Origin of the sequence: Streptomyces sp. NPDC059002 (genome assembly GCF_042740435.1) — a bacterium.
GTDB lineage: Bacteria > Actinomycetota > Actinomycetes > Streptomycetales > Streptomycetaceae > Streptomyces.
In genome coordinates, this window is record NZ_JBHYJI010000029.1 from 20,601 (window position 1) to 34,287 (window position 13,687).

At 74.0% G+C, this 13,687-nt stretch carries 8 protein-coding genes; 3 read left to right on the forward strand and 5 right to left on the reverse strand.

Going from position 1 to position 13,687, the window contains the following annotated elements; genetic code table 11:
- The first annotated feature begins 195 nt into the window (after window positions 1-195).
- Complete coding sequence (locus ACFWZ2_RS24750; protein ID WP_384549101.1) at window positions 196-2,424, forward strand: primosomal protein N'; 2,229 nt, start codon at window positions 196-198, stop codon at window positions 2,422-2,424.
- Between the two features lie 144 nt (window positions 2,425-2,568).
- Here the strand turns inward: ACFWZ2_RS24750 and ACFWZ2_RS24755 are convergent, their stop codons facing one another.
- Entirely contained in the window at window positions 2,569-3,108 is a 540-nt protein-coding gene (locus tag ACFWZ2_RS24755; protein WP_384549103.1) for a hypothetical protein, read from the reverse strand.
- A gap of 323 nt (window positions 3,109-3,431) precedes the next feature.
- On the opposite strand from ACFWZ2_RS24755, the gene fmt reads away from it, so the two are divergent.
- Together fmt and ACFWZ2_RS24765 are read left to right on the forward strand one after the other, a co-directional pair.
- Window positions 3,432-4,376 carry a methionyl-tRNA formyltransferase gene (gene fmt / locus ACFWZ2_RS24760; protein ID WP_384549104.1) on the forward strand — a complete coding sequence of 315 codons (945 nt, stop codon included), beginning with the start codon at window positions 3,432-3,434 and terminating at the stop codon, window positions 4,374-4,376.
- An 80-nt stretch (window positions 4,377-4,456) separates the two neighbouring features.
- Window positions 4,457-5,908 carry an RsmB/NOP family class I SAM-dependent RNA methyltransferase gene (locus ACFWZ2_RS24765; protein ID WP_384549105.1) on the forward strand — a complete coding sequence of 484 codons (1,452 nt, stop codon included), beginning with the start codon at window positions 4,457-4,459 and terminating at the stop codon, window positions 5,906-5,908.
- Window positions 5,909-5,930: 22 nt separating this feature from the next.
- On the opposite strand, the gene ACFWZ2_RS24770 is transcribed toward ACFWZ2_RS24765, so the two are convergent.
- The 4 genes from ACFWZ2_RS24770 to ACFWZ2_RS24785 all read right to left on the reverse strand — a co-directional run bounded on the left by ACFWZ2_RS24770 (window position 5,931) and on the right by ACFWZ2_RS24785 (window position 13,641).
- A complete protein-coding gene (locus ACFWZ2_RS24770) occupies window positions 5,931-7,667 on the reverse strand; it encodes a GTPase (protein ID WP_384549107.1) in 1,737 nt (578 codons plus the stop codon).
- A complete protein-coding gene (locus ACFWZ2_RS24775; protein WP_384549109.1) occupies window positions 7,664-11,512 on the reverse strand; it encodes a GTPase in 3,849 nt (1,282 codons plus the stop codon). The genes ACFWZ2_RS24770 and ACFWZ2_RS24775 overlap by 4 nt, the downstream gene beginning before the upstream one ends.
- A 26-nt stretch (window positions 11,513-11,538) precedes the next feature.
- Window positions 11,539-12,417: a hypothetical protein gene (locus ACFWZ2_RS24780; protein ID WP_384549110.1), complete on the reverse strand. Its 879-nt coding sequence runs from the start codon at window positions 12,415-12,417 to the stop codon at window positions 11,539-11,541.
- 219 nt (window positions 12,418-12,636) lie between these two features.
- Window positions 12,637-13,641, reverse strand: coding sequence for an AraC family transcriptional regulator (locus tag ACFWZ2_RS24785; protein WP_384549112.1), 1,005 nt, complete (start codon window positions 13,639-13,641; stop codon window positions 12,637-12,639).
- Window positions 13,642-13,687: the final 46 nt, after the last annotated feature.

A 13,687-nucleotide genomic window follows, 5' to 3' on the forward strand; every position in this document is an offset into this window, starting at 1 on the left:
CGGTGAGCGCCGCGCATCAGCGTGCGGCAGCCGATGGGGCCGAGCAAGGTGGATAGTGGGGTTTCCCGTTTCCTCATCCGGAGCGAATCCGACCGGGGGGAGGGTGTCCAGAAAGCGATATCGGCCATCGTCGCGGGTGCAGGGGCTGATCATGGACCCGCGGCGGTGTCAGTGCGGTCTGGTAGGAATGCAGCTGTGAGCAGCGAGAACGAGCAGGAGAACGGTGGTGCGGAGGTCGCGCCACCTGAGCAGCTCGCGCTGATTCGGGACAGTGTGCGCAAGGCCAAGGTGCCGCGGGCCAAGCCGCGGACGTGGCGGGGGGCCGCTGTGGCCAAGGAGTTGCCGGTTGCGCGGGTGCTTGTCGACAAGGGGGTGCTGCATCTGGATCGGTATTTCGACTATGCGGTGCCCGAGGAGTTGGATGCGGCGGCGCAGCCCGGGGTGCGGGTTCGGGTGCGGTTCGGGGCCGGGGCGCGGAATGTGCGGGAAGGGCGGCGTGAGGGGGGCGGGCTGATCGACGGGTTCATCGTCGAGCGGTGCGCGGAGAGTGAGTACAGCGGGCCGTTGGCGGCTCTTGCCCAGGTGGTGTCCCCTGAGCCGGTGTTGGACTCGGGGTTGCTCGAGCTGGCCCGGGCTGTTGCCGATCGGTATGCCGGGAGCCTTGCGGATGTGCTGCAGTTGGCCGTTCCGCCTCGGCATGCGCGGGCCGAGGCGCGTGCGTCGGGGGAGCCGCCGGCGCCTCCTGCCGTGCCGGACGCGGGGAGTTGGCGCCGGTATGGGCATGGGGCCGAGTTTCTGGGGGCGTTGGCTTCGGGGGGTGCGCCGCGGGCCGTGTGGACCGCGCTGCCGGGGCCGGAGTGGGCTCAGGAGATCGCGCGTGCCGTGCAGGCCACGCTCGCCTCGGGGCGGGGCGCGCTCGTCGTCGTGCCGACCGGGCGGCCCGCCGCGCGCGTGGACGCCGCGCTCACCGAGCTGCTCGGCGAGGGACAGCATGCGGTGCTGACCGCCGACGCCGGGCAGGAGAAGCGGTACGGGGAGTGGCTCGCGGTGCGGCGCGGGGCAGTGCGGGCCGTCGTCGGGACGCGGGCCGCCATGTTCGCGCCCGTGCGGGACCTGGGGCTCGTCGTCATCTGGGACGACGGGGACTCCAGCCACAGCGACGACCACGCGCCCTTTCCGCATGTGCGGGAGGTGCTCGAACTGCGGGCCTCGCGGGACAAGTGCGGGTTCTTGCTGGGGAGTTGGAGTTGTACCGTCGAGGCCGCCCAGCTCGTGGAGAGCGGCTGGGCCGCGCCGCTCGTCGCCGAGCGTGAGCAGGTGCGGGGGGCGGCGCCGCTGGTGCGCACCGTGGGGGACGGGGATCTCGCGCGGGACGAGGCGGCGCGGGCCGCGCGGCTGCCGACGCTGGCCTGGCAGGTCGTACGGGAAGGGCTGAAGCACGGGCCCGTGCTCGTGCAGGTGCCGCGGCGCGGCTATGTGCCCCGGCTCGCCTGCGAGCGGTGCCGTGAGCCCGCGCGGTGCAGGCACTGTGCCGGGCCGCTGGAGGCGCGGGAGAGTACCGGCGCGCTGTGCTGCGGGTGGTGCGGGCGGGACGAGGCCGCCTGGCACTGCGGTGCGTGCGGCGGGTTCCGGCTGCGCGCGCAGGTCGTCGGGGCGCGGCGGACCGCCGAGGAGCTGGGGCGGGCGTTTCCCGCCGTGCCGGTGCGGACGTCGGGGCGCGAGCAGGTGCTCGACACCGTGCCGGGGGCGCCCGCGCTGGTGGTGAGCACGCCGGGGGCCGAGCCCGTCGCCGAGGGGGGCTACGCGGCCGCCCTGCTGCTCGACGGGTGGGCCATGCTCGGGCGGCCCGACCTGCGCGCCGGTGAGGACGCCTTGCGGCGGTGGATCGGGGCTGCCTCGCTCGTCCGTCCGCAGGGCGCGGGCGGCACGGTCGTGGTCGTCGCCGAGCCGACGCTGCGGCCCGTGCAGGCCCTGGTGCGGTGGGATCCCGTGGGGCACGCGGTGCGTGAGCTCGCCGAGCGGGCCGAGCTGAACTTTCCTCCCGTGTCGCGGATGGCGGCGGTGTCGGGGACCGCGGAGGCGCTCTCCGGGTTCCTCGCCGGGGCCGAACTTCCGCCGGACGCCGTGGTGTTGGGGCCCGTCCCGGTGGCGGAGGCGGCGCCCGGGCCCTCGCGCAGGCCCGGGGCCGCGCCGCCCGGTGAGCAGTGGGAGCGCGTCCTGGTCCGGGTTCCGCCGGGGAGCGGCGCCGCGCTCGCCGCTTCACTCAAGGCGGCGCAGGCCGCGCGGATGGCGCGGGGCGCCAGGGGGGCGGGGAGTGGCAGGGGTGCCGGAGCCGGAGGCGCTGGAGGTGGCAGGGGGGCGCGTGAGGCCGGGGGTGCGGCTGAGGCGGTGCGGATTCGGGTGGATCCGTTGGACATCGGCTGAGGACGGGGGAGGGGGCGTACGCCCGGACGTACAGCCCTCGCGCACGTGAGCGTGCACACCTGCCCACCCCCCCCACACACACACAACCGCCCCCTGACCCATGGCAAGCAGGGTGGCAGGGGGCGGTTGTGGGGTGCGGGTGGGTTAGCCGTTGCGGGGGCCGGGGAAGGCGCTTGGCCTTGGGTCCTCGCGGAGGGCGGGGCTCCCCGCTGTCGGCTGGGTGGGCATGGCGCGGGCCGCGGGGACGGACGGCAGGGGGGCGCCGACCGGGACCGGGCGGGTGGCGGGCGGTGCGGTTTCCGTGGCGCGCTCCGCATCGGCCGCCGCCTGGGTGGTGGCGCGGCGTGCGCCGTATCGGCGGTGCACCGCCTGCTTGGTGACCCCGAGGGCCGAGCCCACCGCGTCCCACGAGAACCCGAGCGAGCGGTCGAAGTCCACCGCCGCGGTGACCAGTGTCTCGACGCTGTCCCGCAGTTCCTGGGCGAGACGGACGGTCGGGGCGGGGGCCCGCCCGTACACGACGAAGCCCGCGGACGGGCTGGAGCGGCGCGGGCGGTAGACGTTACCGAGCTGGGCGGTGAGCGTACGCAGTGCGTCCACCTGCCGGCGGACCCGCTCGATGTCCCGCACCAGGAGGTGCAGGCTGGCCCGTGCCTGGGCGTCGTGGGTTGCGTGGTCGGCCATGAACAAGCCTCTCGAACCGGCGTTGAAAAGGATCGGGCCGCAACCGCGGCCCATTGTGGTCAACTCTTTCTTGACCAACGCGCTAGTTCGTGTGGGGTCACGGTGCAGGGGCGTATGCGCATATGCACAGGGCGCGCGGAAGTTCGTACGCCCCCGAGGCGGTCCGGGAGAGGCATCGGGAAGACCGTCCTGAGCGGGGTCGGAGAGTGGCCCATAGACTGGTGCGCTGCCGTGGCGGCCGCCCGACGCAGTCGAAGTGGACCGTCGTCGGCAGCCGCCGCAGACCGCCGTCGCCGCCCACCAGAGATCCGAGGTACCCCCCAGTGAAGCTCGTCTTCGCAGGCACCCCCGAGGTCGCCGTCCCCGCGCTGGACGCCCTGATCGCCTCCGACCGGCACGAGGTGGCCGCCGTCGTCACCCGCCCCGACGCGCCCGCGGGCCGTGGCCGCAGGCTCGTCGCGAGCCCGGTCGCCGAGCGCGCGGAGGAGGCGGGCATCGAGGTGCTCAAGCCCGCGAAGCCGCGGGACGAGGAGTTCCTGGCGCGGCTGCGGGAGATCGGGCCCGACTGCTGCCCCGTCGTCGCGTACGGCGCGCTGCTTCCCAAGGTCGCCCTCGACGTACCGGCGCATGGCTGGGTCAATCTGCACTTCTCGCTGCTGCCCGCCTGGCGCGGTGCCGCGCCCGTGCAGCACGCGGTCATGGCGGGTGACGCGATCACCGGCGCCTCCACCTTCCTGATCGAGCAGGGGCTCGACTCGGGGCCGGTGTACGGGACGGTCACCGAGGAGGTCCGCTCGACCGACACCAGCGGGGATCTGCTGACCAGGCTGGCCTTCGCGGGTTCGGGGCTGCTCGTCGCGACCATGGACGGCATCGAGGACGGCAGCCTGAAGGCGGTGCCGCAGCCCGCCGACGGCGTCACCCTCGCCCCGAAGATCACCGTCGAGGACGCGCAGGTGGACTGGGCGGCGCCCGCGCTCCGTGTCGACCGCGTGGTGCGCGGCTGCACGCCCGCGCCCGGGGCGTGGACCGTCTTCCGCGGCGAGCGGCTGAAGATCATCCAGGCGGCGCTCGTCACGGACCGCACGGATCTCGCGCCCGGTGAGCTGTCCGCCGCCAAGAACAATGTGTACGTGGGGTCCGGCTCGCACGCCGTGGAGCTGCTCTGGGTCCAGCCGCAGGGCAAGAAGCCGATGCGCGGCGCGGACTGGGCGCGCGGGGTGCGGATTGCCCCCGGCGAGCGAGTGGGCGACGGCGACGTACGCTGAGTAGCGAGTCTGTTCGACCTTTTCCTTGAGTTCTGACCCAGTCCCCTTGGGTTCTGACCGATTTCAGCAGCGGAGCACCTTTGAACGACCAGCCGAACCGGCGTCCCCGCAAGCCCGGCAAGCCCAAGTCGGGCAAGCCCTACCGCCGGCCCCAGAAGGACCCCGTCCGCATCCTCGCCTTCGAGGCGCTGCGGGCCGTGGACGAGCGCGACGCGTACGCGAACCTCGTCCTGCCGCCCCTGCTGCGCAAGGCCAGGGAGAAGGGCGAGGGCTTCGACGCGCGCGACGCGGCGCTCGCCACCGAGCTGGTCTACGGGACGCTGCGCCGCCAGGGGACGTACGACGCGATCGTGGCGGCCTGCATCGACCGGCCGCTGCGCGAGGTGGACCCGCCGGTCCTCGACGTGCTGAACCTGGGCGTGCACCAGCTGCTCGGCACCCGCATCCCGACGCACGCCGCCGTGTCCGCCTCGGTGGAGCTGGCGCGCGTCGTGCTCGGCGACGGCCGGGCCAAGTTCGTCAACGCCGTGCTGCGCAAGGTCGCGCAGGACGATCTGGACGGCTGGGTGGAGAAGGTCGCGCCGCCCTACGACGAGGACGCCGAGGACCACCTCGCCGTCGTGCACGCCCACCCCCGCTGGGTCGTCTCCGCGCTCTGGGACTCGCTCGGCGGCGGCCGCGCCGGCATCGAGGACCTGCTGGAGGCGGACAACGAACGGCCCGAGGTCACCCTGGTGGCCAGGCCGGGACGCGCCACCGCCGACGAGCTCCTCGACTCCGTGGGGGAGGACTCGGCGCTGCCCGGGCGCTGGTCGCCCTATGCCGTACGGCTCAGCGAGGGCGGCGAACCCGGATCCCTCGATGCCGTGCGCGAGGGGCGCGCGGGCGTGCAGGACGAGGGCAGCCAGCTCGTCGCGCTTGCACTCGCGAACGCCCCGCTCGACGGCGGACCCGACGCGAAGTGGCTGGACGGCTGTGCGGGACCCGGCGGCAAGGCCGCGCTGCTCGCCGGGCTCGCCGCGCAGCGCGATGCCGTCCTGCTCGCCTCCGAGAAGCAGCCGCACCGGGCGGGTCTCGTCGCGCAGGCGCTCGCCGGGAACCCCGGCCCCTACCAGGTCATCGCGGCCGACGGGACCCGGCCGCCGTGGCGGCCCGGCACCTTCGACCGGGTCCTGATGGACGTGCCCTGCACGGGACTCGGCGCGCTGCGCCGCCGCCCCGAGGCCCGCTGGCGCCGCCGCCCGCAGGACCTGGACGGCTTCGCGCCGCTCCAACGCGCCCTGCTGCGTACGGCGTTGGAGTCCGTGCGGGTGGGCGGCGTCGTCGGCTACGCCACCTGCTCGCCGCATCTGGCGGAGACCCGCGCGGTCGTCGACGACGTGCTCAAGCACACCGGGGGCGCCGAACTGATCGACGCCCGCCCGCTGATGCCGGGTGTTCCGGCGCTGGGCGACGGACCCGACGTACAGCTGTGGCCGCATCTGCACGGGACGGACGCCATGTATCTGGCGCTCATCCGGCGGACTGCCTGACCCTCGCCGGGTGCCGGGGGCCTCACACGGGGGCGTCCCCGGCACCGAGCGCCCGCTGCAGCCGTTCGACGGTTCCCGACAGAGCGGTGCGGCGTGCCTCGAAGTGGTCGGGGGAAGGGGGCGCGCAGGCCGCAAGGGCGGCGTGGGCCCGGGTGATCGCGTCGCTCCAGCCCGGGGCGTCCTCCGTGCCGTTGAGGATGTCCCGCACCACGTCGTCGGTGCGTTCCAGGAGGGTGTCGCGCAGTCGGGCCCGTGCCTCGGCCGCCTGCTTCTCCTGGCGCCGCTGGAGCAGGCCGCCGCCGACCGTGCCGAGGACCTGGAGGGCCGCCGCGCCCCGCTTGAGCCACTTCAGGGTCTCCAGGCTGTCGATGGCCTCGTTCAACTTCTCCTCGCCGTCGAGGAGTTGGGTCATGTACTGGCGGCCCGTCGGGTGGCCGATCGCCGTACTGACCACCTCGGGACCCACCTTGTAGCGGTGCCGGAAGGCGAAGTCGGCCGCCTGGGAGAGCGCGGGGCCCGCGCCCTTGAGGAGGCCCTGCACCAGGTGCGGCGGTACGAGTCCCTGGAGGCCCGGCGTCGTCCTCAGCGCATCGGTGACCGGGCCCAGCGCGTCGGCCGGTGAGCCGGACTCGGGCGTGGGCGCGACGGCCTGTGCCTCCGCCAGCAGACGCCTGAGCCGTTCGATGTGGGAGGCGAGCCATACGTCGACGGGCGTGCGCAGCGCCGCGAGGAGCTGGGCCGTCACGGCTTCCTCGTCGCTGTCCAGCGGCACGCTCCGCGCAACCGAGGCGAGGGCGTCGGTGACGCCTGCACGGAGGTTGCCCGTGGCCCTCTGGTCCAGCCCGTCCAGGCGGTGGGCGAGTCCGTCGAGGCGGTCGCGCTCCGCGTCGGCGGCGTCGGACTCGGCGGCCAGGTCCTTCAGCTGCTGGTCGGCCCGCAGGAGAGCGGCCGTGCCCAACTGCTCCCAGAACCGCGTGCACGCCCGTGCGCGCAGCTCCGCGCGGCGCGGGGCCAGGGAGCGCAGCGCGGCACGCAGACCGTCGATCCCGTCGACCTCGCGGTGGGCATCGGGCGCGTCGGGGAAGAAGGCGTAGGAGTCCGGCCGGGCGCCGGGCCGGTCGCCGACCATGCCGCTGTGATCCGCGACGACCGTGTGCACGGGCGGCACCGCGTCCCCCGCGCCGCGGGACCTGAGCGCCTCGGCCAGCTCGGCCGCCTTGCCGTCGGCGGCCGCACGGAAACCGGCCGGGGAGTGGCAGGGGTCCCGCATCAGGTCGGCGCGGCCGATGACGAGGAGCAGGGCGCCGTCGGCCGGTGGGCGGGGACGGTGCGGGCTGAACGCCGAACCGTCGACGAGACCCAGCAGGCGCTCCAGGTCCGCGCTGTCGAGCAGTCCGGGGTGGACGACGAAGACCACGGCGTCGTACGCCCCGAGGGCCTGCCAGGTCTCCTGCTCCTGGTCTCCGCGTCCGGTGCCGAGCCCCGGGAAGTCGATGAACACGAGGTCCCCGGCCGCGACTTCGGTGCGGCGGTCCGTGGTGGGCAGCGCGCCCACGGCGAGATGGCCGGGGACGGGCAGGCCCTCCTCGACGAGGAGCCGCCGGATCAGGGTGGTCTTCCCCGTGTCGTAGGGACCGATGAAGGCGACGGCGGTCGTGGGGCGGCGCTCGGCCTGTGACCATGTCGCGTCGGCCTCGTCGAGCCACTCCTGCCCGGCGATCTCCCTGAGGGCGCCGCGCAGATCATCCAGTGGGGTCATGTCGCTTCCTCCTCGTCGGCGACGGCTTCGAGCGCCGGTTCGTCCGGGATCCGCAGGCGGCGACGTGCGTCGCTCAGGAGCCGCTGGTAGGTCCGCACCTTGGTGTGGAGGCCGTCGCGTTGCGCGCGCAGCCGCACCGCGTCCTCCTGCTGTCGGCGGACGAACGCGTCGAGGGCGTCGATGCGGGCGTTCCACACGGTGTGCAGGCCGGGGTCCGCGCTCGGATGGCGGAGGATGCGCCGTACCCAGTCGGCGGCATCCTGGTCGAGGGACCGCAGCTGCGCACGGCGCTGCTTGGCGGCCTTGCGGTCCGCGGCCTGGTCCTGGACGACCCCGACCACGGAAAGACCGACCGCGGCGGGGCCCGCGAACCGTGCCGCCGCGGCCAGCGCGCCCGACGCCCCCTGGATCTCCGGGGCCGCCCGCGACAGACCGGCAAGACTGGTCTGCAGGATGTCGCGGGCCTCGCCGAGGGTGGGGTCGAAGGGCCGTACGGAGCCGGCGGCAGCGGCATCGGCGCTCAACGCCCCCGCGATGCGGGGGGATCCGGCCACCAGATCCGCCAGGAAGCGGGAGGCCGCGCCGCCCCAGGCCAGGAAGGACTCCTGGGACCGCTCGATGAAGTCGTCCACCAGCGCCACGAGTTCCTCGTCGCGGGACCAGGCGCTCAGCCGCCGGGCGGTCGCAGGGCCGAGGTCCGGGTCGCACGCGGGGGCGTCGACGAGGCCACGCAGGAACGTCCGCACCTTCGTGGTGAGCTCCGCCTCGATCGCCCGGAGCCGGCCGCGCCCCTCGCGCACCGCGCTCTCGACCTCGCCGGTGAGCTGCAGCACCGCGGTGAGCCGGTCGTCGAGCAGGTCCGCCTCGGCCCGCCGCTCGCCGAGCAGCCGGCTGATCCGGCTGTGGCCGCCGTGCAGTACGGCGATGGCCGTGCCGTTGCGGGCCAGGCCGTCCGCGATGTCGCTCAGGACCCGGGCGAGGTCCGCCATGCCGTCCCAGTCGCGGTCGTCGTCGGGCGGGTGGTCCACGTCGACGGGGATGCCGTCCGGTGCGCTCGCGACACACAGGATGCGCTCGGGCGGGACGTCCACGTCCACGTATCGCCTGCCTCCGGCGGCGCCGCGCAGGACGTCGGACAGCTCGCGCTGCTTGCCGGTCACCTTGGCCTGCGCGGTCGGCCTGGACACCCACGCGTACGAGACGAACAGGTCCATGCGGTTGATGACGTAGAGCGTGTCCGGCGCGCGCCCCAGGGACCGGGTGCCGGCGTCGCCGCGCAGGATCCGCCGCAGCACGTCGCGGTCGCCGCCGACCGACACGGGCCCGAACACGTACAGGACCGCGCTCGCATCGCACACGGCCGCCATCGCCTGCTCCGTGTGACCCGGCAGTCCGCTCTGGAAGCCCGGGGTGTCCACGAGCACCAGGTCGCCGTACGCGTACTCGGCGACCGCTGCCGTGGTGGGCGCCGCGCCCACCGCGAGACATTCGGGCTCCGCGAGGCCGGCGTCGACGAGCAGTCGCCTGATCAGCGAGGACTTGCCGGAGTTGTAGTCGCCGCAGACGACGACCCGTGAGCGCCGCCGGGCGGCCAGGGCGCGCAGCGTGTCCACGACCTCGCGCTCGCGCTCGTCGCCCTGCGGATCCAGCGCGTCGGCGACCCGCTTCAGCCAGGCCCTGCCGTCTCCGGCGCCGGGGCGGTCACGGTGGAAGGCGGCGCGCACGACACCGCGGACACGCCGCAGGAAGTGCGGATCGGCCGTCGCCGGTTCGCGCGGCACTCGGCGGGCGACGGGGGCCGCGTCCTGCTCCGGGGGCGTACGGCGGTCCCCTTCTTCCAGCCAGCCGTCCCGCTCCGTGCACCATGCGTGCCCCAGCCACCAGCCGTCCGGGGCCCGCGCCGCGCCGGCCCGTTTCCGGCAGTGCGCCGCGGCCGCGGTGACGATGCGGTCGGGAGACTGCTCGGGAACCCGGACGCCCGCCCGGACCTTGTCGACGTCCTCGCGGGACCGGACGGCGGAGGTCGCCACGCGGCGCAGGACCCGCGCCTCGCGCACCGACGGGCCGACGCGGTCGAGGAGTTGACCGGCGAGGATCTCGTCGATGGCCGTCAGGAGCTGCTTCTCGTACTGCGCGAAGGCATCCGTGACCGCGGTGCGCGCGTTCTTGTGGGCCTCGCGCAGTTGGGCGGCGCGGGCCTCCTTCGCCTTGCGCCGCTGCCACACGGCCGCGAAGGCCAGCACCACCGCGCCGACCACGAGGCCGCCGACGACGAGAGCCGGGTTCCACACGGTGACGGCGGTGATCTCCGCGGCCAGGTCGACCGCGAACGCGCCGATCCCCGCCGAGGTGACCGAACCCACGCCGGACACGACGCGGCGCGCCCGCCCGGCCGTGCCGTGCACGCCGCCCAGCTCACCGGTGAACGCGCTCACCCTCTCCTTGAAGTCGTCGGCGATGATCGCCTGGCGCCTGTCGACGAAGGAGTTGATCTCCGCCACGATGTCCTCGGCGGCCTGCTCCAGGGCCTTCTTGTCGAACACCTGCTTCTCGAAGGCGTTGTTGTCGAGGTTCTTCTTCGTGCCGAACGCGTCCTCGACCGCCGTCTGTGCGCGGGACAGCGCCTCGGAGCGCAGCAGGCGCAGCCGGTCCGAGATCACGGTGGCGGCGTGCTCGTGCGCGCTGCCGCTCTCCGGGATCTCCAGGGGGCAGCGGCTCTCCGCCGACAGGGCCCGGACGTCGGCCGCGAGCCGGTCGAACTCCGGGCGTCCGCGCGCCACGGGGACTCCGAACATCTCCAACTCGCGCCGGATCGTCTCCTCCACCGCCTCCGCGTCCGCCACCGCGGGCTCCTCCAGTGCGCTGCGCAGCCGGTCGGAGGCGTGCTGCAGCGCACCGCGCACCTCAAGGGCGAGGGCGCCGAGCCGCAGGCCCACCGGGTCCCTTTCGATGACCGTCACCAGGAGGTCCTCAAGGACGCGCAGCCGCGACCAGGCCAGGAGCGCGTCGCGCCCGTACAAGCCGACGAGCTCGGAGCACAGCTCCGGGTCGGGGCCTTGGTACGGGGTGCAGCGGGACAGGACCGCGCGCAGTGCGCTCACCGCGACCACCGGGATCCACGGCAGTCCGAGGGCCTCCAACTGGGCGCGGATACGGGACGCATGGTCGCCCACGGCCTTCGACAGCCGCTCACGCGCGTCGCGGGTGGTGACCCGCGGGGACAGGTGCCATGCGGAGGTGTGGACGTTCAGGGCGGCGACCGTCGGCTTGCCGTAGTCGCGGATCCACTCGGCGACCTTCTGGAACTCCGACTCCTGCTGGCTGTGGTCGGAGAAGCAGAGGATCACGAGGTCCGCCGCGATCACCACGTCCTGGGCGGCGCGTTCGAGTTCCTCCCTGGGGCGTGTGCGGCCGTACCCGCAGGTGCCCGGGGTGTCGAGGAGCCGGCAGTCGGCCCACCGCGTGACGCGCACCTCGGTGGTCCAGTCGGCCGCCCCGTCCGACACCGTCACGCCGGAACCGCTGGTGAGCGCCTCGACGAGGCTGCTCTTGCCGGTTCCTGTGCGGCCGAAGAGCGCGATGGTGAACGTGTCGAAGTCCTGGCGCCGCCGCTCCAGCAGATCGCCCGCCCGCCGCCTCGTCCGCTCGACGATGGCGCGCCTGCACTCCAGGAGCTCTTCGCCCCGGCTGCTGATCCCGGTCGGCGGCCCGTAGTCCTCGGCGCCCAGGCGGTCCAGGAGCTCGCCGACCTGGCCGTGCAGGTCGTCCATGGCGGAACGGGTGCTCCGCACGGCCTGGCCGAGGGCGTCCTCGAGGGATGTCGGGCGTGTCGGGTCGTCGGTCATGTCTGTGTTCCTCGGGTGGGGCGCCGTCACGAACGGGGGTGCGGAGGCTGCCTGTTGGGCAGGGGCCGGGTGGCGGCCCGCTGCGCCGCGGCCGCCCGGAAGGACTCCGCGAACGCCGCCGCGCCGGCCGGGTCCCGTTGCTCCGCCAGGCCGGCGGCCACCAGGGAGGCGAGCCGCTCGCCGTCGGGGTGTGTCGCGACGAACCCGCCGATCCCGCCCAGGGCGTTGGCCCGCACGAGACCCGATGTGATCGCCGTGGAGATCCGGCAGGCTTCGACGAGCCGCGTGACCGCCTTGGAGTCGTCGCCCGCCAGGAGTTCGAGCCGGGCCGCGTAGACGACCAGCTGTGCGTGCTTGTCCCTGCCGAAGTCCGTCCCCAGGCCGCTCGCCTCGTGGGACGACACCCGGATCGCGTCGGCCAGCGCCTCGCGGTACCGGGTCGTGTCGTCGGGGGAGCCGCGCCTGCAGTAGAAGTGGGCCAGCGCCCCCTTGAGGCGTACGAGAGGTTCACCGGCGATGACGCCGCGGTCCGCGTCCGCCTGCAGCGAGTTCCAATAGCGCGCCGCTCGCCGGGGGTCCAAGGTGTTGCTGAAGGCGAGGGCGAGGTTCATGCGCTGGAGCCAGTCGAGTTCGATCCGCGCCCCCACGGCCAGGTTCTCGGCCTGCAGGGCGAGCCGGTACACCGCCTCCACCTGGGCGGGGTCGTGTTCCGCGGCGGCATGCGCCCAGGGCAGCCGATCCGCGCCTCCCTCGACGAGCCCCTGGTGAATGCGGTCGAACAGGCTCCACAACTGCTGCTCGTGGGAGATGACGAGGGCGCGGCCCTCCACCCGGTGGGTGGTGAACGCGACCGCCAGCGCGGCGACGGCCACCAGGGCGCTCCCGAGTGCGATCCATGTGTCCATGGGGTGTCCCATCGCCGGGTCGTCGTGCCTCGGGGGCGAGGCGTCGAGTGTGCCGTGCGGAGCCGTCGGCGCACCCGCGGATGCGCCAACGGCCCGTCCCCCACCGGTCATTGTCGAGCCCGGGCCCGACGCCCCACCATCCACTGGGCGCGCCTCCTGTACGGCATGCGCGGTGCCGACGGATCACCGTCGGCGCTGCAGCGGCACCGACCGATCACGTCAGTGCTTCAGCGTCACCGACGGCAGTTCACCAAACCGCTCGCGGTACATCGCCGCGAAGCGGCCGGGGTGGTCGAAGCACCAGTTCCTGGCGACCGTGGTCACCGATGTGGCGGTCGGATCGGCCAGGGCGAGTTCCTCCCGCGCTCTCCGGAGCCGCACTTCGCGCAGATAGCCGCTCGGCGTGTGGTCCTTGAACCGCCGGAAGCCCTCCTGCAGCGCGCGGACGCTGATGCCCAGGGCGACGGCGACGTCCTCGACACCGAGACGTTCGGCGGCGTGGTCCTCGATGAGTTCGACGGCGTGCCGGATCACCTTGGGCGTCGTGCTTCTCGGCTGCTCGTGGAGCCGGGCGGAGTAGTTGTTGGGCTGTGCGAGCAGCAACCGGCCCAGGAGCAGCCGCTCCAGGTCCGGCATGGCCAGCGGCGGGTCCGGCGGCGGGCCGCCGCTGCCGCTCGCGCCGTCGAGTTCGTGGAGCAGCAGGTCGACCACGTTGCGCCAGGACCGGACCGCGGGCACCGTCATGTCCATCCTGAGGGCGAACCGCACCGGTGCACGGACCGAGTCCGCCAGCATCAGGCGCAGCCGCTCCTCCAGACGGTCCCGCGCGATCCACACCACGAGATGCGGGCTGCCCGCGTCCACCCGGATGGTGTACCCGCGGTCCACCGGGGGCACGGACGCGGCGGTGCAGTCGTAGTGCGCCTGTTCGCGGCCGTGGCCGAGTTCCGCCCGCCCGGCCAGCGGGATCAGCACCAGATAGAACTCCTCCTGGGCTTCGGGCGCGATGTGCACGCTGCCGCCGTAGTCCAGGTAGCACAGGCTCACTTCACTGGTGCGTACCGAGTGGAACCTGGTCTCGAACTCCCGTGCGCGGTCCAGGGGGGTCAGCCGGTGCGGACAGAAGGCATCGGCCACGACGTGCCGGGCCTGGTCCACGTCCTGGGTGTGCAGTCGTGCGAAGTGCGCGAGGGGCAGATGCGCGGCGATCGGAGACGGGTTCATGGGCGTTACCTCGAACGGCCTGCGCCGCGTCCCGCGAGGGACGAAG

Bases quoted from the DNA above. Each gene is read 5' to 3' on its own strand.
- ACFWZ2_RS24755 (WP_384549103.1), bottom strand. From the start codon at position 3,108: ATGGCCGACCACGCAACCCACGACGCCCAGGCACGGGCCAGCCTGCAC.
- ACFWZ2_RS24770 (WP_384549107.1), bottom strand. From the start codon at position 7,667: ATGACCCCACTGGATGATCTGCGCGGCGCCCTCAGGGAGATCGCCGGG.
- ACFWZ2_RS24775 (WP_384549109.1), bottom strand. From the start codon at position 11,512: ATGACCGACGACCCGACACGCCCGACATCCCTCGAGGACGCCCTCGGC.
- ACFWZ2_RS24780 (WP_384549110.1), bottom strand. From the start codon at position 12,417: ATGGACACATGGATCGCACTCGGGAGCGCCCTGGTGGCCGTCGCCGCG.
- ACFWZ2_RS24785 (WP_384549112.1), bottom strand. From the start codon at position 13,641: ATGAACCCGTCTCCGATCGCCGCGCATCTGCCCCTCGCGCACTTCGCA.